The following is a 19,040-nucleotide window of genomic DNA, read 5'->3' as shown; positions in this document are numbered from 1 at the left end:
GACAGCCTCAAGTCACAGTTACCTGCGACTGAGGAAATAGTCCTCTACCTCTCCGGCTTGCAGACTTCTTCTCCTATTTTCTATCCGTACAGTTTGTCCATGCTTTAGTTGTAAACAACTGTTTTACAAAACAATACTTTGCGAATCCTGCATTTTATAGTAGCGCTTATTACTTCTCCGCCAGCTGACATCCAGTGTATTTAGCTGAGAGTGTATTTTTTTGGCCTTATCTTTTATTTCTTCTTCCGTTAAATCCGGACATTGGCAACGGTAAGCGTCTTCAATCTCAATTAATGTATAGAATTTCATATGCTACCTCCTCACTTTTGCTACTTGCGGTACTTGTTTAGAATTTAGGTAATCCGTTATATAGATAAATGCCCGGTGTATGTTATATTTTAAACTGGCGCTGCTAAGCTGCAGTTCTAAGCATATGTGCGGATATTCATAGCCTGCTTTTAACATATTGATAATTTTCTGCTGCACCGGCGGTAAAATAGACAAGCTTTGATCAATATCTACTAAAGCACAAAGAAGTTCTTCTCTATTATTATTTGAAGAGGAAACGCGAATTTTTTCATGATTGATGGCTGATAACTGAACAACGCTGTATAATTCTGCATAATGCTTAACAATGTTGGTTATTTGTTTTATTGTGTATTGTTCACCATTTTTAACCTGCAGATCTTTAATTTTGATTATTTTTAAATGCCTTTCATCACACATAGCCTCTTCCTCCAATATAATTAAAAATTAAAATTGCAATAGTTCCTAAGGCACTGCGTTTTTCTTTCAATGTTAAAGATGCAAAATATCCCCCCTTATCTCTTATCCGTACACTTTTACAACTAAAATTTACAATATTTTCTAAATAAATTTAACTCTTTTTAAATAGAGCATTATTTTGTCGTTTGTTACAGCTTTTACTCATTTGATACATTTCGTATCCAAACTTATTTTAACGACACATTTTGTATCAGTCAAGCCTTTTTGAAACATTTTGTTTCTACTATTGCTTAGAAACGTTTTGTTTCTTATAATAGAGACAAGGGTGGTGTGCTGTATGATCAAACCGCAATATGCATTACGGCTTGCCGAATTACGTAGTGCAAGAGGACTAACACAACAACAGTTGGCCGATTTAACAGGTTTAACAAGAGGCAGGCTTAATAATTATGAGCAAGGTACGCGTGAACCGGATCTTGTAACGCTGCAAAGCCTTGCAGATTTTTTTGAAGTGACGACCGACTATCTTCTCGGCCGTACCGATACCACTGCTGAAGCTGCAATTGAAACCATGAGCAAGATTGACGACGCCCTTGGCGAAGATCCTGATTTGCTTGCTTTTTGGCTGGAAACAAAAAAACGCCCTGACCTGCAATTATTTCTAAAGCAAGTCAAAAGCGCATCCCCGAAAGCTATTCGTCAAATGATGACTATTATTAAAATGATTGAAGATGAAGAATCAGACGAGCGTTGATTCTTCATCTCTTAAAACTGCAAGTTATTAGAATAAAACCAGAAAGCTGGTATAACTATGCACAATTACAACATGCTCTATTGCCTCTTTGAACCGGACTGCAATCTTGATGAAGTACTAACAGCCTATAATATTCGCACCAAAGTGCTGCTAATGGATGGTGCGATCCATGCTTTTGTTTGGCACAGCCGCAAAGGCAGATATTACATTGTAGCTAACCAAGCACTGTCCCCTTGTGCCCTGCGCAGCGTTTTTTTCCACGAAGTAAAGCATATTTTAGAAGATGCTCCGCTGATGGGTTATTGGCTGGGAATCGATCAATACCGCCATCCTATAGAGGAAAAAGCGGATGCCTTTTATGAAGTCGCAGCTGCATATGTAACGAAAACTAACAACAACTGACAACTACGGCATAAAAGCCGTTTTAAATTGTCTCTTTTTATCGAACATATGTTCTTTGGGTGCAAAAATAAGATGCAGCGATGTTTTGTCATCACTGCATCTATCTGATCAAATACTTTTGAATTTAGTTATTCCTATTCGTACCGCAAGGCTTCTATCGGATCTAACAAGGCCGCTTTCCTTGCAGGATAAATACCAAAAAACAAACCAATAGCAATCGAAAAACCAAAGGAAACAACAATGGAGAGTACGGATATGACTGTGTTCAAGCTGCCAATCACCGATATGGCATAGGCAGAAGTAATCCCCAGTAAGATTCCGCCAATACCGCCGATCAGGCCAATAACGATTGACTCCAGCAAAAACTGCAGCATCACATCACGATAGGTAGCTCCCAGTGACTTTCTGATGCCAATTTCCCGGGTTCTCTCCGTTACCGACACCATCATAATGTTCATAATGCCGATACCGCCGACCAGCAGCGATATGGCAGCAATACTGCCTAACAGCATCGTGATCGTGCCCGTTGTCTCCGTTGCCATTTCCATAATACTGGTCAGATTGCGTACGGTAAAGTCATCTTCCTTGGTGCCGGTGATCTTATGCTGCTGTCGCAATAGGGTCGTGACCTTTTCCTGTACCTGATCCATTGTTTCCATTTTCGTCACTTGTATATTGATGGAATGAACATAATTGATGCCAATTAATCGTTCCTGCGCTGTCGTCAGCGGGATCATCACAATATCATCCTGATCCTGTCCCATAGACGACTGTCCTTTGCTGTCAAGCACACCAACTACCTGATAGGGTGTGTTGTTGATCCGGACGCTTTGCCCCACAGGGTTGACGCTCCCGAAGAGGTTCTGGGCAACAGTAGCCCCTAGCACAGCGACCCGGTTGCGGGCAGTACTATCCCGTTCGGTGACAAAACTGCCGCTCCCGACAGTTAAGCTGCGAATGGCCATATATTCGGGCGTAATCCCCTGCACGGTAGTCGTCCAGTTCTGATTACCTGCAATCAACTGATACTGTTTGCTGACAGATGGTGCTACATAGTCAATGCCGGTTGCCATTTTGCGGATATAGTCGGCATCAGCAGTAACCAGTGTTATGCTGCTGCCTGAAGCGGATCGCACCCCCTGGGAGGAAGCGGCTCCCGGTGTGACGATCAGCATATTGCTTCCCAGGCTGGCAATCGAATTCTGGACTTTTTCCCGGACGCCCAGACCGACCGAAACCATCGCGATGACGGCACCGACCCCAATAATAATTCCCAGCATGGTCAAGATGGAACGGAGCTTATTGCTGAGCAAAGCACGTAAGGCAATGGTAATGCTTTCTTTAAACATGGCCTGACTCCTTTGTCTGATCGCTTACTATCAATCCGTCCCGCACCATTATGACCCGCTTGGCATATTCAGCAATATCCGGTTCATGGGTAACCAGAATGACAGTCCTGCCCTGTTCATGCAAAGAGCTGAAGATATTCATAATATCCACACTGGAACGGCTGTCCAGATTGCCTGTCGGTTCATCAGCCATAATAATGCTGGGATTGTTGACAAGCGCCCTGGCAATAGCCACTCTTTGACGCTGCCCTCCGGATAATTCATTAGGCATGTGTTTTTTTCGCGTTGCCAACCCCACCATATCCAATAGCTTAGCGGCACGCTCCAGGCGTTCCTTTTCCGATATGCGGGCATAAATCAAGGGTAAGGCTACGTTTTCCCAGGCCGAAACTCTGGATAGCAAATTAAAATTTTGAAATACAAATCCAATTCGCTGATTGCGGGTCTTGGCCAATTCATCATCATTCATAGTAGCTACTTCATAACCATCCAATACATACGATCCGCTGCTCGGTCGATCTAGGCAGCCTAAAATATTCATCAACGTCGATTTTCCTGAGCCCGAAGGGCCCATAATGGCGGCAAACTCACTCTCTTTTATCTCCAGTGAGATATCTACGAGTGCAGCCACCATTTCTTCTCCCATTTGATAGCGCTTCGATACGTTTTTCAAGACAATTCCCACTGTTTTTCAACTCCTTTGCTTGCTACATCGGCGGAGGTGGACTGTTGTTTTGTTTTGTTGAGCTCTTACTTTCGGTTTTTGTATAAGAAATAATGAGTTTATCTCCTGCATTCAGTCCTTCGGTGATTTCAACCTTATCGCCGCTTGTTATGCCAACTGCTACCGGTACACTTTCACTTTTGCCATTGTCCCGCAAAACGGTTACGGACTGACCGCTAATTGTAGTTTTTAAGGCGGCCAGCGGTATTAGCAGCGCATCTTTTTTCTCATCAATTTTAATCGTTACGCGGGCAGTCATTTCCGGTTTTAACAGATTGTCCGGATCAGTGGCTTCCAGCGTTACATAGTAATAGATTACACTGCTGGTAGAGGACGAAGATAACGAAGAAGATGTAGAAGACGATGTATTCGTTGTTGTTGTTGCCGTGGATATTTGACCAATTTTACTTACCCGGCCTGAAAAGGTCTGATTTTGATAAGCATCTACCGTAAAGGCAGCCTCTTGTCCTACCTTGATTTTGCCAATGTCTGTCTCATCAACCTTTACCTTGATCATTTTTCCGGACAAATTGCCAATCATCATAACGACCGTAGGGTCATTTACACCTGCTGTTACAAGCGTGCCGACTGAAGCCGGTTCGCCCATCACAACTCCGTCAATCGGCGAAACCAGTACCGTTTCATTCAGGCTGGACTTAGCCGCATCATAGCTTGCCAAGGCTGTCTGATAGTTAAGCAAGGCATCTTCGAGATCAGCACCGGATTTTGCGCCAATAGAATGCAGGTATTGGAGCCGCTTGTATTTTGCACCGGTATTTTCCACCTGGTACTTTGCTTTTAACAGCGTTGTCTCCAGTGTTGTATCTTCTAAAATCGCTAAGACCTGTCCAACTTTAACCGTGTCATTTTCTTTTACTTTCAATTCTTTAATTAATCCGGCAACCTTTGATGAAATATCAACTGCTTCTATCGGCTTGACTGTTCCGGTAGCCGATACATTGGAAGCAATGTTACCTTTCGACGCAATTGCTGTTTCCTGGCTCGTTCCAGCCGCAATCTGTGCGGTTTTCGCGTAATACGCATATCCGCCGCCGGCTAATCCTGCTAAAAGGACTAAAGTGATCATCCATTTCGTAGCCTTCATCTGTTTCAGCATAAAACTTCCTCCCAGCTAATTCATCCCCATCACATTTTCCAGCTTGGCTTTATAATCAGCATAAGCATATTGCGCTTCAATATCATTGTTTTGCGCTGTCGTCAGAGCAAGCTGCGCATCAATAATATCAAGAATCACACCTTCGCCTACACGATATTTAGCGGCTGCTATCGAATAGTCTTCTTTTGCTTTGCTGATAGCCAGCTGCGTAGTATCCCGCCGCTTTTCGGCCTCTTTCATGTTGAGATAATATTCTTTTGCTGTTAGCTCTACCGCATCTTCCTGCGCTTCTAAATCCAGCCGCGTATTATCCACCGCACTTTTCGCTTTCTTTACTTTGGATTTTGTTACCTGACTGTCAAAGAGATTCCACGAGGTTGTTAAGCCCACATATGTATCCTCGCTATTTTCACCAATGGAAGCATCACTCCAGTCGATTCCCGAGGTCAAAGAAACTGCAGGTTTGCTGTCGGCTTTGGCAACAACAACACTCTGCTCTGCCGATTGAATAGCAAGGCGGTATTTTTCCAGCTCAGGGCTGTGAGCTTTCGCATAGACCACACTGTCCTCCATACTCATTGCAAATGGCACATATTGAAATTCCTCTACAAGTTCAAGCTCACCGGCCTCTTTCCAGCGCAGTTGCTTTTTCAGCGTATTCACTGCCACTGCGTAGGCGTTTTGCGCCTGCATCAGCTTTTGCTGTGCATCAGCTAATTCAACCTCTGAACGAAGAACATCTGACTTTGCTACATTATCTACGCTATATTGCTCTTTCACATTGTTTACATGCAGCTGATAGTTATCCACTGTTTCCTGAGCAACGGCCTGTGCCTGATGTGTCTTTATGACATTTAAGTAATCCGCAATTGTATTACTTTTAACATCCAGCTTTGTTTTTACTGAATTCACCCCAGCTTTTGTCAGATCGGTTTGGGCAATCTTGATGTTTCCTTCATACTTACCACCGCTATATAAAGGCAGGGATAGGGTCATGCTGCTGGTACTGGCATCCGCTGAGCTGCCAGGCTTTTTTAAATAAGTATTATTGGAAGCGGCAAGAGATACTCCTTTGCTGCCTTTCACACTTTGCAGCGAATACCGAGCCTCTTTTTCCTCATTGGCAGCAATTTTAATATCCAGATGATTTGTCAGGGCCATATCAACAGCCTGTTCAATGGTCAGTGGAGCGGCACTTGTTATTGCCGTTAATGCAAATAACCAAAATCCCCCGATCAATGATATCTTTTTTATGTACCTCATTTAAAAAGCAACCTCCTTTTACGATAACTGTTTCATAAAGCTTATTTTACACACCAACATTTAGTTTTTTATTTGAATTTTAAACATTTATTTAATATCTTAACTAATAATGTCATTATTTATATACTTTATTTAAAAAATGCTTTAGTTGTTATAATTAAAGAGAGCTGAAGAATCGCATTATATCCTGCGGTCCTTCAGCTCTCTTCGCTGCTTCTTTATACTATTGCCTGATTTTGACTCGCTCTTGCAGTGCCTTCTCCAATATAATCGCAAAGGATCGATCCGGCCTTTTTTTCGCAAGAAATGCATCATCACGGTATTGTTCTTGCGAATTCACATTGGGTATACGAAAAACTGGCGCAACTTTTGTAACTTTCATTACAGTCACCTTCCATATTTTTCCTTATTAATTCTTTGTTTGGAAGAAAATCCCTTTTATGTTTTTTCTTTTATTCTATTGTAAAAGTCTTTTTTAAGAATTTTATTAGAAAAATTCAGACTGGGTACACTACTATTGGTGATAGTATGCGTAAGCCACAAACTTATCGAAGCCCATGGGCGGCCCTACTGTGGTCTGCGATGCTCCCAGGTTTGGGACAGCTCTATAATCGCGATCATTGGATTGGACTTTTGATTTTGCTCCTGGAATTATCTCTAAATTTCTTTTCTAACCTCAACTATCAGATAATCCTTGAATTTAATGTGCACCCTCATTCAGAGCTAACCCACATGAATTTGCATTGGCTTATGTTTTATCCCGGCATTTATTCTTTCAGTATGTGGCATGCTTTTAACTGCGCTGCTGCACAAAACCAAGAATTACAGCTTCAAGGAACGCGACCTACACATCACCTCCCCAGATTGACAGGCCTTTTCATCGGTTTAAGCATCGGGATGCTCTTCGGAATTATTTGGCCCTACAAACAATTCCCCATCTTATCGGGTTTAGGATATGGTTGTATTGCGATGGCGGTTGGGCATGCCTTAGATCTCTTTCTACACAGTAAACAATCGGTCTAAAGACACAAAAAAGCCAGTTTCCCCGATTCGGGAAACTGGCTTATCATTTTAGTAAGTATTATGTTGTATACCTATCATCTACAACTTTTCTGCTAACATGTCCTACAACAAAAAATTCTGGCGTCCTGGAAGGGATTCGAACCCCTGACCCACGGCTTAGAAGGCCGTTGCTCTATCCAGCTGAGCTACCAGGACATGCAAACAAAAAAATGGAGCGGGTGATGGGAATCGAACCCACGCAGCTAGCTTGGAAGGCTAGGACTCTACCATTGAGCTACACCCGCACGTTTTGATTATGAAATTGAAATGGTCGGAGCGGCAGGATTCGAACCTGCGACCCCCTGGTCCCAAGCCAGGTGCGCTACCAAACTGCGCTACGCCCCGTTAACACAAGAATTATTATATCATGTCGGATGCAATAATGTCAACACATTTTTTCATCTTTTTTCAAGTTCGCTGCCAGAGTTACTTGCTCTGACTGCCCTTGACGACATTTATTATGATAACAGATGTTTTATATTATGTCAAGCAGCTAATGCGTAAATTTGGCTTATTTCCCAAATTTTTCACAGTTATTATATTTGCAAGCAATAAGGCACTAAGAAAATAACCCTCTATTTTCTTAGTGCCGCTTGTTTTTTAGTGTCTGGAATTACTTTGGCGTATAGCAGCCAGTACTGCAACTGCTTCAGGCGAAGTTAAATACCGGTAGGTACTGTCAGGCACCAGCAGGCGAACGGCCTCCCATTGCTCTTGGCGAATAAGTTCCCTGACACGGGATGCACTGATTGCCTCGCCTTCCACAGCTAGTCTCGGCATCACCTTCACGCCTATACCATGAGCAGGCAATATGTCCTGCAGCGCCTGATTATAGGCGTTAGTAACAGGACAATACGGCTCATCACCTACATACCGAACTGTAATACCCAATTCAGGAGCAATGCGAGTGGCAAAGATGGTGGCATCCAGGCGGGTTTGAGCCGCAACTGTCTGCTGCCCCTTTGTAAAATAGCCCGGAAAAGTAGCTGCTGAGACAATGTATTTACCTCCAGGAACAACAGCAACATTGGAATAATCGGCTAGTCCTTCTTTAATCAGCTTCAGGCGCACTTCAAAGGGGAATAAGGATTTGTCCTCACTTACTACCAGAACAATAACTGCCGCATTCTCCCTTGCTGCTTTCGCAATTACAGCCTGGTGCCCCAGTGTAAAGGGGTTGCAGTTTACAACCAAAGCCGCCCGAGGCCCCTGCGGTAAATGAGCCGTACAGGTTACAAGACTCCGGCAATAGGAGGCAATAGAACCCAGCCCGGTTTCGAGGAGTGCGGCATATGAATCAGCCTGAGCCACTAGTTGAAAACCCAGTGCATTGAATAAATGCGCCTTATCCGGTTTTGTATAGAGGAAATAGTGATACTGCCCCCGCCGGGCAGCCTCGCTCATCAGAGAGCTTACCACCTGAGACGTCAGGCCCGCTCCCTGCAGCGTTTCATCAATGGCAATATTACGCAGCACTTCCCCTTGCAGCGATCCGGTAGCAACTAAACCCTCTTCCCGGTAAAAGGCGAGAGTATAGTCCACCGTTTCATCAAAGGATAGTTCAAAACGCTCCAGGAAAGAACGGACGGCTGCCACTTCCACTGCATTTTTCAAATTGACTATCCGCTTCTCAATATTGCCCCATTCCATAATTACCTCCTTGTCTGACGAACAACATCAATGACCGTGCCATCGCGATATTCGACAACAGCTACAATCTTCTCTCCTGTAATAACTTGTGCCGGGACACCGGCAATTTTTTCTGCTAACAATTTTAATTCATTGATATCTTTTACCGGCAGACCGGCAGCAAGCAGCTGCTCTTTCAACTCCGGACGGCGGGGGTTAACGGCAACGCCCCGCTCGGTGACCAATACGTCTATTGTCTCTCCAGGCGTCGTTGCCGTCAATACCTTGTCCATAATAATCGGCAATCGGCCCCTGAGCAGGTTTGCCACAACAATTGTTATTTTTGCGCCGGCGGCAGCATCGCTGTGACCACCAGAGCCACCCATGATAACGCCGTCTGAAGCTGTAACAACATTCACATTAAAATCGGTATCAATTTCAGTCGCACCGAGAATAACCACATCCAATTGGTTAACAGCGCAGCCCTTATTATAGGGACTCGCGTAGAAACCAGCACTTACTTCCAGGTGATTAGGATTGGCAGCAATCGAGCGAATCGCATCCAAATCAAAGCCTTGTACATCAATTAGCTTTTTAAACAAACCTTGCTCCAGCATTTCCACCATATAGCCTGTAATGCCACCTAGCGCAAAGCTGCCTGTTACCTTGGCCTCTTCCATCATTTTTCTGACGAAATGCGCTGCTGCCAGAGAGGCTCCGCCTGCGCCTGTCTGAAAAGAAAAGCCATCCTTAATCATCCCGGCGGCCTGAATAACCCGTGCTGCCGTAGCAGCAATCTTAAGACCTACAGGGTCTTTGGTAATGCGGGTTGTACCCGATACAATCCCCTTGGGATCTCCCACCTGGTCAACGGTAACGACATAATCGACCCGTGTCTGAGGAATGGATACAGGCGACAACGGATATTCCACCAGAAAATCAGTAACAGCAACTACACAATCAGCATATTCGGCATCAGGCAGGGCATAGCCAAGCGATCCGCAGGCGGCCGGTCCCTGTACACCATTAACATTACCATATTCGTCGGCAGCAGGAGCGGCAATAAAGGCTACATCAATTTTAAGCTGACCGCATTCAATTGCTCTAGCCCGCCCGCCATGAGTCCTCAGCACAACAGGCTGCTTGAGTATTCCTGCCGATACAGCTTCCGCTACCGGTCCTGACATATAGTTCGTATCTAAAGCAACAACCACACCATTTTGAATATGGTCGATCAACGGCTTATGTACCGGAAAAATGGAGCTTAGCGCCACTTTTAGATTTTTTATTCCCAGCTTAGCCGCAACAGCCAGTACTTGATTAACCACTCCGTCACCATTACGGAAATGATGGTGAAACGACAAGGTCATCCCGTCAGTGATAGGCACTTTCCTGAATACATCTTCGATTGAGGAAAGCAGCTTGCTTTCTCCAGGCATAATGCGTTTCACCGGTGGTGCCTGGCGGCACATATCCGGCGCAGTGGCAAAGGCACCAGCAAAAGGCCTGACCTCACCATAACCCGCAATTTTTTCTGGAATTTCGCGTTGCAACATGTTTCTCATGCCTTTGCCTCCTTCCTGAGCCCAAGCAAATCAGCTAAAAACAGCGTCCGTTCTGCACGGTTGACAATCGGTGCATCTACCATCTTGCCATCAAGCGAAGCTACCCCTGAGCCTTCAGCTTCCGCTTGCCTGATTGCCTGCATGACCCGCTCAGCCCAGTCTATTTCCTTGCTGCTAGGATTAAATACAAGATGAATACTATCTATTTGCCGGGGATTAATCGTCAATTTGCCTTTAAAGCCAAGCTGTTTGGCAAAAGCCGTATCCTTGATAAGGCCTTCCTCATCATTCACATCCGTAAAAGGTGTATCTATTGACTGGATACCAGCTGCAGCAGCTGCATTAACAAGCGCTGCCCGGGCATTTAATATCTCGCTGCCCTCTTTTGTGCGCTGCGCACCAAGCGCAGCCGTATAGTCTTCAGCACCAAAAGCCAATGCAAGCATACGTTCACTGGCCGTAGCAATAGAGTACGCCTCAGCCAGGCCGCGAGGGGTCTCAATAAGGGCAATAATCCCCACCGGCGATTGACCAGGCTGTTCAGCAGCAGCAATCTCAGCAGCAACCGCACGAATATCATCGGCGGTCTGAACTTTGGGTATTAATAAGGCTGCCGGACGGCAAGGCACGATAGCGCGAATATCCTGTTTGCCGAAGGTGTCGAGAGTATTAATACGCACTACCGTTTCACAGCCGCTGTAGTCAACTTCGCGCAGCGAATGAGCAACCAAGAGACGGGCCGTATCTTTTTCGGCAGGAGCAACTGCGTCTTCCAGATCAAGAATCAGTGAGTCGGCACCAAAAATACCGCCATTTTGCAGCATACCCGGATTATTGCCAGGTAAAAACAGCATAGTTCTGCGTAAATCCGTCATACGATAACCCCCTCACTAATAACACCGGCACGGGCGAGTGCTGCCAGCATCCTTGCCCGTATCGTGCAGTCCAGCGCGCCTCTGTCAACTGCTTTTATGTAAACATCAGCAATGCCCTGCACTGCCACCGTGTCGGCAAGCGTTTGACGAATAACAGCACCATACTGGGCCATAACCAGACTGTCCAGTTCAATCACGACACCGCCTCCTGCTTCCCCAGGCGCTACCGTTATCATAATATCATTGGATTCCAATGTACCTGCCTGAGCAGGCCGTAATAGTTGTACCATAGTTCACACCTCGCTTAAGATATAGAGAAGGCTGCCCCGAAAGGGGGCAGCACGATTAGCAATGACCAGAAGCCATTAATGTCAATCCGGCAAAACCATCTAAGTCATCTTTCAGCGTACCAACAAGGCCGATAATCAGGAAAGACTTTGTCTTAGGATCATATTTATATTCATAGAGAAGCCGGAAATTCTCAATGTCTTCCGTATTTTTAACATGAGTCCGCGGCCCTGAGCAGGACCACATATCTTTGCCAATGCGAATATGCGTTTCATCAGCATAGCAAATATCAACACCATCATCAATCATGGCTCTTACTTTTCTTTCTACGTCCCGAAGATCCGCATCTAATTCAATCGGATATTCCAGAACAAAGCCATGATGCACATCACGATGGCTAAAGGGCAGAAAAGCCTGATAATCATTGACCAAAATCCGGGCCGTTAAGTCTTCTGCCGTGTGCGCCATCTTCCGGTAACGAAGTGTTTTTGTAACGACTTCGATCAGCTCTTTAGGAAAAGGACCGAACACCGTTGGCCGCACAACAATGACCTCACCACCAACACCTAACAGAACATCAGCATTGCGCCCCAGAATGGGATAAAGCAGGTCAAAGTGTTCTACGATAACCCGTTTCTCCTGAGCCAATGCTTTCTGCACTGCTTCGGCCAGCACGTGAATCTGCGTAAAAGCCAGCTCAAAGCGAATATCCACATGATAAGTATGACTGGAGAAAAAGCCCTTATCGATATTCTTCAAAAGTGGCAGCGGCCGGATATTAACGCCGTCGTCATCATTAGTCAATTCCAAGCCGGGAAACATCCCCCGCACCAGCGAAGATTTGCCTGCGCCTGACTCACCAATAATACCGATAAGCCTGTCAAGAGGAGACAAATAACGTCCGCTAAGCTGCTGACCCAGGATATACATACGGTTACGACCCCGGGGAGCAAAATAGCTGGAATACATTAATTGATCGCTAAGTCCGGGTGATTTCATAGTTCCTCCGTTTCTACCGGCGCGCCTTCCGCAAGGCCAAAATACGGTTCATTTCGTTGTATACTATCATCAGGCCTTCGTCAACGCCCATGCCTGGCTTGGCCAGCATTTGCACAGGCTGAGTAGCCATTGCGATATGAACGCATACTTGTGCGGAACGGTCGGTCTCATTGCAAGTACCGCCCTGGTAAGCACCGATACCTTTTTCTTTACAGTATAACACTGCTTCGATGGTGTTGTTAATACCGCCAAGGTCAGGAGTTTTAATTTGCAGCATATCACCGGCACATTCGTCAGCAAACAGTTTAATGTCTGCCAGTGTATTGCACCATTCATCGGCAACAATTTCAACATTGATATTTTCCTGATGGAGGCGAGCCGTGATTTCTTTCAGCACTTCAATCTGCTTATCCCGGTCTTCAACATCAACCGGTCCTTCAATCCTCAGTTTCAGAGGTGCTGCTGCTTTTTCCAGTTGGCGGAAATAAGCAATCATCGGTTCGATTTCATTATTGAAAGCAAGTCCGAAAGTACCATACACATCAATGTGCAAGGTCGGCTGATATTCTTCGCTGGAGCGGATTGCCAGAATACGGTTGCGCAGCCACTCCACATATTCTAACAGCAGTTCACCTTTGCCGCCCAGTTTTTCTTTTACATTATTAATCAAAGCGTGAGGCAGTACTTGCGCTTTTTTTATAATCATTTTATCAGGGTTTAAGTAACGGTCATCACCGGACTGTGCAAAGACCGGTATTTCGCGATCACTTACCTGCGTATTGTATTCTTCAGCAATAACTTCGCACATCAGTTGTTTCTTGGCTTTAGCCACTGCGTCCAAAATAGCCTGCGTAACACCATAGCGCAAAGCGGTATGAATTTGTTTACCCGTACCGGGATTAATCAGGTTATCCACTTCTTCAGCAAGCACTTTGAAGGAATTCAATTCACGGTTAACCAGCTGTGGTTTAATCAGCTTTTCAACAACCGGAATAAAATCGTCGGCAAGAAAAACGGGGTCACGCCCACCTGCACCGCTGTATTGCACGGCAGCGCAGTCACCATAGGCTACCTGACCGTCTTCCAACACCAGCATAACCGATACCGACTCACCGGCTTGACGGATAGCAGTGAAGCCCGGTGTAACCGGTTGGCCCACATAGGTGAACCCATCATGTCCGGCATTGGCTTTAATCGCCCGCTGATCATCAAAGTAAAAACCAGTAAGACCACGTGATGCTACTACATCAATAATTTTCATAACTTCTCCTCCTTAACGTGGACGGCCAACCAGGCGGCCGTGTGATATGGCATATATATCATCTATAACCATTTGGAAGCTGGCATTGCGACCTTCGAACTTAGCCCGTTCATCAATCTTTGCCCGGTGGAAATCAATAATGTCTTGCGTAAAGGGCAGGTTGCCTACTTCAAACAAACGAACTGCGCCATTATTATCACGGGCAGGCAGAATTTTATTTAAGTTGAATTTGCTTGGTGCAAAAGGAACGTCAATAATCCCGGCAGCAAAAGCCCGAACTGCACCTACTGCGAAATCACTATCTCCCATTTCATATACTTTATCAAGAATGCAGCGGGTTTCGGCTTTAATAATCGCAATTTCCGCATCAATTTCTTTGGTAATCGGGAACGCCTGATCGCTAAGCATATTAATTAACTGCTTAGTTGCTCTGAGACCCTGTGCATTAGCCTCTTTTGTAGGAATGCCAAGTGCTTCGTGAGGAGTTTTAACAATAACTTTCGTTGCTTTAGCCAGCGCTGCCGCTGCCGCTCCCCAGGAAATAACCGAGAAAGCTTTCGCTTCGTCTTGTGGGAAGCCGCCCATCCATTGATGGAAAACAGTTGTCAGTACACAATCACCATAACCGTATTTCGCTAAATATTCTTCGGCTAATTGCTCAAGTGCTTTTATTGCAGCTATATCCTGGAACAAGTTGCCGCATTGGCCATAGCCGAGTGTAATATTTTTAACTCCCTGCTCAGCAGCCAAGATACCTTCAATAATGGCTACCGAATGAGAAATGCTTGGCGGTACAAGCGTACCAGTCAGCGGGCCAAAGGGCTCGCGGTTAATTTCAATACCCTGCTCAGCATAATAGCCTACCAGGCGGTCGCAATACTGCCAGTCATAAATTGTTCTTTCCAGCGATACGCTTTTCGCATAGGGAATATTGTAGGAAATACCGCCACCCTCATAAGCGGTAAAACCGCCGGCAAGCGTAATTTCAGTAAGCAGGCGTGCATCGGGTGTGCCGTGGCGAACCTGCAGCGGTCCGTCAACACTTTCCACTACTTTGCGAATACCAGCTACACCATGATTGACAGCCGGAAAACCATTTAACAGTGAACGGCCTGCTTTCAGACTTTCATCAATGCCGTTTTGGGCTTCTTTGTACTGATTCTGGCGGGTATAGCTGTCAATGGTAGAAGGCAGTAAATCGGCCTCGCCTTCTGTTCTCAGGAAATTCAAGAGATTGATATGTTCATCAATCAGCGCTACACCGGCACGGGGCTGCGTAAGAGTCTCCCCTTTTTGTTTCGCCTTTACGAGGCGCTTGGCAAAATGCTTTTTTGCAGGAATGGTCTGATGATATTGAAAGGCTTCCTCCAGGTTTACTTCTTTACCTGTTGCCCAGTGAGTGAGTACGTCTTCACGCATTCCAAAAAACTTATCCATTGTCCACTTTTTATTTTTCAGTTCCACTCTTTATTCCCTCCGACAATATACTTTTTCATCATGCGCACGGCCACATCGGGATATTCTTCCCCTAGCAAGCCCATTGAAGCCATGATATAGGATTCATCAATACGATACTCAGGATTGCGGGGCTTTAAAACTTCCGGCTTCGCCTCATCAAAAACCACGCCCTGCAAAATGCTCTCCGGATAGCGATTGTTAATAATAACGCCGCCAGTGCCTATCACCGTTTTCACTTCTGTCAGGTCTTTGCCAATCTGGCTGTATGCAGTACCAAAAGGGGTAAAATACGTTTCCAGGTAACCAGTATGACGGTCAATGCCTAATGCGGTACAAGCCCGCGCCATGGCAACCTCCACCTGTTCTTCCTGAGGCGACTGCGGCAGATATTCAATATTTGCTTCTACTTTTTCCGCATAATCAATGACAACCGACTCTTCGACTCCTGCCCAGCGGGCAATAACAGCAGCCCTTGCTGCCCTTACCAGCGGAGCCGCACTATAGCGCATCCCCAGATCACCTTCAACCGTACGCTTGGCTTCAGGTTCAGGCAAGCCGTGCAGCGTGACGCTGCTCTGAGTAGGATCGCCTTTGGCAATGGAGTAAATATCCGTTGTGGCACCGCCGATATCGACGACAACAATATCGCCTAATCCCGGTTCCCCTTCGCTGCCCCGGCTCACTAATTCAGCTGCTTTTAATACAGCTGCAGGTGTTGGCATAACCATACGGTCTACCAGCTTGTTGGCTTTATGCAAGCCTTTTGCTTCGACAATCTTCTTTAAGAAAATGCCCCTGATCATCTGGCGGGCTGATTCGATATTTAATTCATTCAGACGGGGCATGACGTTTTCGGCATGAACCACTTCTGACATAGTTTCACTTAAAATGCGCACAACCGAGGGTGTCACCGACTTGTTGCCTGCTACGACAACAGGGACATCCAGCCCAAGCTGAGTGAGCATTGTTGCATTATGAAGAATAACCTGCTTATTGCCGCCGTCAGTTCCGCCTGCAAGCAGAATAATATCCGGCTTCAGTGCAGCAATGTCTGCTACTTCATATTCACTCAATTCATGACAAAAGACACCTAGCACCTTCGCTCCCGCGCCTAACGCTGCCCGTTTCGCCGCTTCTGCTGTCAATTCGGGCACCAGGCCGACAGCTACCATTTTCAAGCCGCCGGCAGCACTGGAGCAACCTAAAACACGGTCAAACTCCAGCCTTCCTGTCTTTTGAAACAGCTTTTCCAGGGCTTCATTTAATCCTTCAGTAATATCAGTAGTTACAGTGGTTATTCCTCTGGCAGTGCCTAATACGGTTTCGCTTACGACATCAACTGCAGTTATCTTGGTGTAAGTACTGCCAAAATCGATAAGCAAGACGGGTTTCACGCGCAGTATCCCCGCTCTTTCATGTCTTTCATAAGATCTTCGATTACTTCTTCCGGCAGCGTGCCAGGAGCATACACTCTTTCGTAGCCCATAGCAATAAATTTGTCTTTTACCGCTGTAAAGTCAGTTTTACCTACAACCAGATTACCGCCTACATACAGCAAAATATCGCCAATCCCTGCCTCGTGGCAGCGATCGCGCAGACCGCGGCAATCTATCTCGCCGTGACCATATAAAGACGCAACTAAAATAGCCTTCGCATCAGTTTCAATAGCAGCATTAACAAACTCTTCCTGCTTGACCAAAACGCCAAGATTCACTACTTCAAAACCGGCAGTTGAAATTGCATGTTCCAGTATTCGATTGCCGACTGCATGGCAATCGGCACCAATGACGCCAAGGATTACTTTCACTTTGTTTTGCATTCGGTAATTACTCCTTTAGTGCTTTATTAAAATTTAAACATCGTACTAAATTATTGAGCTTGGATAACAAGACGGGCCATAAGCTGGTTGATTGATCCCTGATCAATTTCATAAGAGAAAACGATGATTTCCTGGTTATCTCCCGCCAATTGCCGCACAGTCGCCTCTAATTCTTCGGAGACTACCAGCACGGCGTGGCTGTCAATAAACCGCTGCAGTACTTCTTTTTCCAGCGATGAAATTGGCTCAAGCTGTAAGGCACCGACATTAATACGGGATAGCAAGCGTTTGATTGCCCGAAAATAATCGTTGCTTTTCGCAATTACACCAACCGCCTGGGTATGAGAGATACGGGCCAGTTGAATAACGGCCTCAAGGCGGGGTATAGCAGCAAGCGCCATTAGCTTATTGTCTACGGCATGCAGTCTGAGCAATGCAGCATGATGCTCCATTGTTGTCACTACAAGGTCACAGGCCTGCAAAAGTTCGACCGGCACTCGCCCCTGTTCGACATCAGCCAGCAGCACTTCTTCACAATGGACAGCCATATGCTGACTAATCTGACCGGCAAAACGGTGAACAAATTCAGCTGTACAATCTACAATCGCTACCCGGAGGGTGCGCACAGCCATCGTCTTAATTTGAGCCCGAATGTGGGTAATAGCCGCAAATTGGTCCACTGTGAACCCCAGTTCACTTGCTTTTGCCATAGCATCATCGATTATTTTTGCCAAGCGGTCACGCTTTGAGCCAGCAAAGTCCTCTTCATCCTCTGAGGATGTCACAGCTTTAACAAATGTCCCCCTCCCCTGTCTGGCTTCAAGCACGCCTTCAAGCAAAAGCTCCTTATAGGCAGCACTTACTGTATTGCGGCTGATACCAAGTTCAGCAGCCAATTCTCTTTCCGTAGGAATTTTAGCTCCCGCTAAAAGATCGCCTGCTTTTATTCTGTCCAGGATATGCGTTTTCACTTGCAAATAAATCGGAATACCCATTCGATGAAGAATCATTACACTTTACCTCACATTGGCTTAATCCATTAATCCAATTTCTCGTGGCACTACTATTATCTCATAGGATGTGCGGAAAATCAACAAATTTTCACGCAAAACAAAAAGCGGCTCAAATGAGCCGCTCAGTTTGTCGAGAAACCTCGTTCCCAGGCCGTTCAGAAAGTCTCAGATGCACGATCTCCATCTCAAGTGTTTGCTTTTGTGCAACAAAGAGCTGTGGGCGCGGGGAATTCCGAGGAAGCGAGCGAAGACAGTACAGCGCGGGTACGACAAACGAGCTCCCGCAGGCCTGAATGCGAAGTCCTTGGCACTTTAGTGCCTTAGAACTTCGGCTTACCCCTTGCGGGTACAACGCAGATGGGGCTTTATCAACGGCCTGAGCGGCTCTTATAAGCCGCTCGAAGCTGTGTACAAAAGTAATCCAACGAAGGAGATCGCCACGCTACGCTCGCGATGACACCTGACTTTACTGTCATTGCGAGGAGTAAAACGACATGGCAATATCCTGTACGTTTGGCTACACGCTAAAGCGGTTCTAATGAACCTCTTTAGCATAAGGCAATCTCTTTATTATCTATATTTGTCAATAACTCAACCGGCCCTCCCCATAGGCTGACAATATATTTGAGCGTCTCTTTGGCATGGTTTAACTCCAATTCCCGACCATCAAACCTGTGCTGTAAAATGAGCTTGCTTCCTTCCACCGCAGCCGGGACAATAGCCGGAACTGATGCTA

Annotated in this window: 20 protein-coding genes, 3 tRNA genes and 1 pseudogene; 3 read left to right on the top strand and 21 right to left on the bottom strand. The window is 45.8% G+C overall.

Annotation, left to right across the window (positions count from 1 at the left end; genetic code table 11):
* Positions 1–123: 123 nt before the first annotated feature.
* Together RTR76_RS02095 and RTR76_RS02090 are read right to left on the bottom strand one after the other, a co-directional pair.
* Positions 124–309, bottom strand: coding sequence for a hypothetical protein (locus RTR76_RS02095; RefSeq protein WP_312516223.1), 186 nt, complete (start codon positions 307–309; stop codon positions 124–126).
* Between the two features lie 3 nt (positions 310–312).
* On the bottom strand, positions 313–726 hold the full coding sequence (locus RTR76_RS02090; RefSeq protein ID WP_312516221.1) for a hypothetical protein: 414 nt from the start codon (positions 724–726) through the stop codon (positions 313–315).
* A gap of 337 nt (positions 727–1,063) precedes the next feature.
* Between RTR76_RS02090 and RTR76_RS02085 the strand changes: the two genes are divergently transcribed.
* Both RTR76_RS02085 and RTR76_RS02080 read left to right on the top strand, forming a co-directional pair.
* On the top strand, positions 1,064–1,480 hold the full coding sequence (locus RTR76_RS02085) for a helix-turn-helix transcriptional regulator (protein WP_312516219.1): 417 nt from the start codon (positions 1,064–1,066) through the stop codon (positions 1,478–1,480).
* A gap of 57 nt (positions 1,481–1,537) precedes the next feature.
* Positions 1,538–1,882 (top strand): hypothetical protein, encoded by a 345-nt coding sequence (locus RTR76_RS02080; protein WP_312516217.1) that lies wholly within the window; start codon positions 1,538–1,540, stop codon positions 1,880–1,882.
* A 134-nt stretch (positions 1,883–2,016) separates the two neighbouring features.
* On the opposite strand, the gene RTR76_RS02075 is transcribed toward RTR76_RS02080, so the two are convergent.
* The 5 genes from RTR76_RS02075 to RTR76_RS02055 all read right to left on the bottom strand — a co-directional run bounded on the left by RTR76_RS02075 (position 2,017) and on the right by RTR76_RS02055 (position 6,717).
* Positions 2,017–3,231 carry an ABC transporter permease gene (locus RTR76_RS02075; protein WP_312516215.1) on the bottom strand — a complete coding sequence of 405 codons (1,215 nt, stop codon included), beginning with the start codon at positions 3,229–3,231 and terminating at the stop codon, positions 2,017–2,019.
* Positions 3,224–3,916 carry an ABC transporter ATP-binding protein gene (locus tag RTR76_RS02070; protein WP_312516213.1) on the bottom strand — a complete coding sequence of 231 codons (693 nt, stop codon included), beginning with the start codon at positions 3,914–3,916 and terminating at the stop codon, positions 3,224–3,226. The genes RTR76_RS02075 and RTR76_RS02070 overlap by 8 nt, the downstream gene beginning before the upstream one ends.
* 22 nt (positions 3,917–3,938) lie before the next feature.
* A complete protein-coding gene (locus RTR76_RS02065; RefSeq protein WP_312516211.1) occupies positions 3,939–5,072 on the bottom strand; it encodes an efflux RND transporter periplasmic adaptor subunit in 1,134 nt (377 codons plus the stop codon).
* 15 nt (positions 5,073–5,087) lie between these two features.
* A complete protein-coding gene (locus RTR76_RS02060; protein ID WP_312516209.1) occupies positions 5,088–6,335 on the bottom strand; it encodes a TolC family protein in 1,248 nt (415 codons plus the stop codon).
* Positions 6,336–6,558: 223 nt separating this feature from the next.
* Positions 6,559–6,717, bottom strand: a complete 159-nt coding sequence (locus RTR76_RS02055) for a hypothetical protein (RefSeq protein ID WP_312516207.1) — start codon at positions 6,715–6,717, stop codon at positions 6,559–6,561.
* 146 nt (positions 6,718–6,863) lie between these two features.
* Between RTR76_RS02055 and RTR76_RS02050 the strand changes: the two genes are divergently transcribed.
* Positions 6,864–7,358 (top strand): DUF5683 domain-containing protein, encoded by a 495-nt coding sequence (locus tag RTR76_RS02050; RefSeq protein WP_312516205.1) that lies wholly within the window; start codon positions 6,864–6,866, stop codon positions 7,356–7,358.
* 118 nt (positions 7,359–7,476) lie between these two features.
* On the opposite strand, the gene RTR76_RS02045 is transcribed toward RTR76_RS02050, so the two are convergent.
* The 14 genes and pseudogenes from RTR76_RS02045 to RTR76_RS01980 all read right to left on the bottom strand — a co-directional run.
* Positions 7,477–7,553 (bottom strand) — tRNA-Arg (locus RTR76_RS02045).
* 15 nt (positions 7,554–7,568) lie between these two features.
* Positions 7,569–7,642 (bottom strand) — tRNA-Gly (locus RTR76_RS02040).
* Between the two features lie 23 nt (positions 7,643–7,665).
* Positions 7,666–7,742 (bottom strand) — tRNA-Pro (locus RTR76_RS02035).
* Between the two features lie 255 nt (positions 7,743–7,997).
* Positions 7,998–9,047, bottom strand: a complete 1,050-nt coding sequence (gene citC / locus RTR76_RS02030; RefSeq protein WP_312516203.1) for a [citrate (pro-3S)-lyase] ligase — start codon at positions 9,045–9,047, stop codon at positions 7,998–8,000.
* 2 nt (positions 9,048–9,049) lie between these two features.
* Positions 9,050–10,591 (bottom strand): citrate lyase subunit alpha, encoded by a 1,542-nt coding sequence (gene citF, locus RTR76_RS02025; protein ID WP_312516201.1) that lies wholly within the window; start codon positions 10,589–10,591, stop codon positions 9,050–9,052.
* A complete protein-coding gene (locus RTR76_RS02020; protein WP_312516199.1) occupies positions 10,588–11,466 on the bottom strand; it encodes an aldolase/citrate lyase family protein in 879 nt (292 codons plus the stop codon). Before RTR76_RS02020 ends, citF begins: the two co-directional genes overlap by 4 nt.
* A complete protein-coding gene (gene citD, locus RTR76_RS02015; RefSeq protein ID WP_312516197.1) occupies positions 11,463–11,756 on the bottom strand; it encodes a citrate lyase acyl carrier protein in 294 nt (97 codons plus the stop codon). The genes RTR76_RS02020 and citD overlap by 4 nt, the downstream gene beginning before the upstream one ends.
* A gap of 55 nt (positions 11,757–11,811) precedes the next feature.
* Positions 11,812–12,753, bottom strand: a complete 942-nt coding sequence (locus tag RTR76_RS02010) for an alanine-tRNA synthetase second additional domain-containing protein (RefSeq protein ID WP_312516195.1) — start codon at positions 12,751–12,753, stop codon at positions 11,812–11,814.
* Between the two features lie 13 nt (positions 12,754–12,766).
* The gene (locus tag RTR76_RS02005) at positions 12,767–14,014 is read right to left on the bottom strand and encodes a methylaspartate ammonia-lyase (RefSeq protein WP_312516193.1); all 1,248 of its coding nucleotides are present in this window, start codon (positions 14,012–14,014) and stop codon (positions 12,767–12,769) included.
* Between the two features lie 12 nt (positions 14,015–14,026).
* Positions 14,027–15,478, bottom strand: a complete 1,452-nt coding sequence (locus tag RTR76_RS02000) for a methylaspartate mutase subunit E (RefSeq protein ID WP_312516191.1) — start codon at positions 15,476–15,478, stop codon at positions 14,027–14,029.
* Positions 15,469–16,866 carry a methylaspartate mutase accessory protein GlmL gene (gene glmL, locus RTR76_RS01995; protein ID WP_312516189.1) on the bottom strand — a complete coding sequence of 466 codons (1,398 nt, stop codon included), beginning with the start codon at positions 16,864–16,866 and terminating at the stop codon, positions 15,469–15,471. The genes RTR76_RS02000 and glmL overlap by 10 nt, the downstream gene beginning before the upstream one ends.
* Positions 16,863–17,291 carry a methylaspartate mutase subunit S gene (gene glmS / locus RTR76_RS01990; protein ID WP_312516187.1) on the bottom strand — a complete coding sequence of 143 codons (429 nt, stop codon included), beginning with the start codon at positions 17,289–17,291 and terminating at the stop codon, positions 16,863–16,865. The genes glmL and glmS overlap by 4 nt, the downstream gene beginning before the upstream one ends.
* A 50-nt stretch (positions 17,292–17,341) precedes the next feature.
* Entirely contained in the window at positions 17,342–18,301 is a 960-nt protein-coding gene (locus RTR76_RS01985; RefSeq protein WP_312516185.1) for a winged helix-turn-helix domain-containing protein, read from the bottom strand.
* Between the two features lie 551 nt (positions 18,302–18,852).
* Positions 18,853–19,040, bottom strand: a pseudogene (locus tag RTR76_RS01980) (stage V sporulation protein S); the annotation flags it as partial.

Origin of the sequence: Anaerospora sp. (assembly GCF_032013335.1) — a bacterium.
Taxonomy (GTDB): domain Bacteria; phylum Bacillota; class Negativicutes; order Sporomusales; family DSM-15969; genus Anaerospora.
This window is presented reverse-complemented; position numbering and strand designations above follow the sequence as displayed.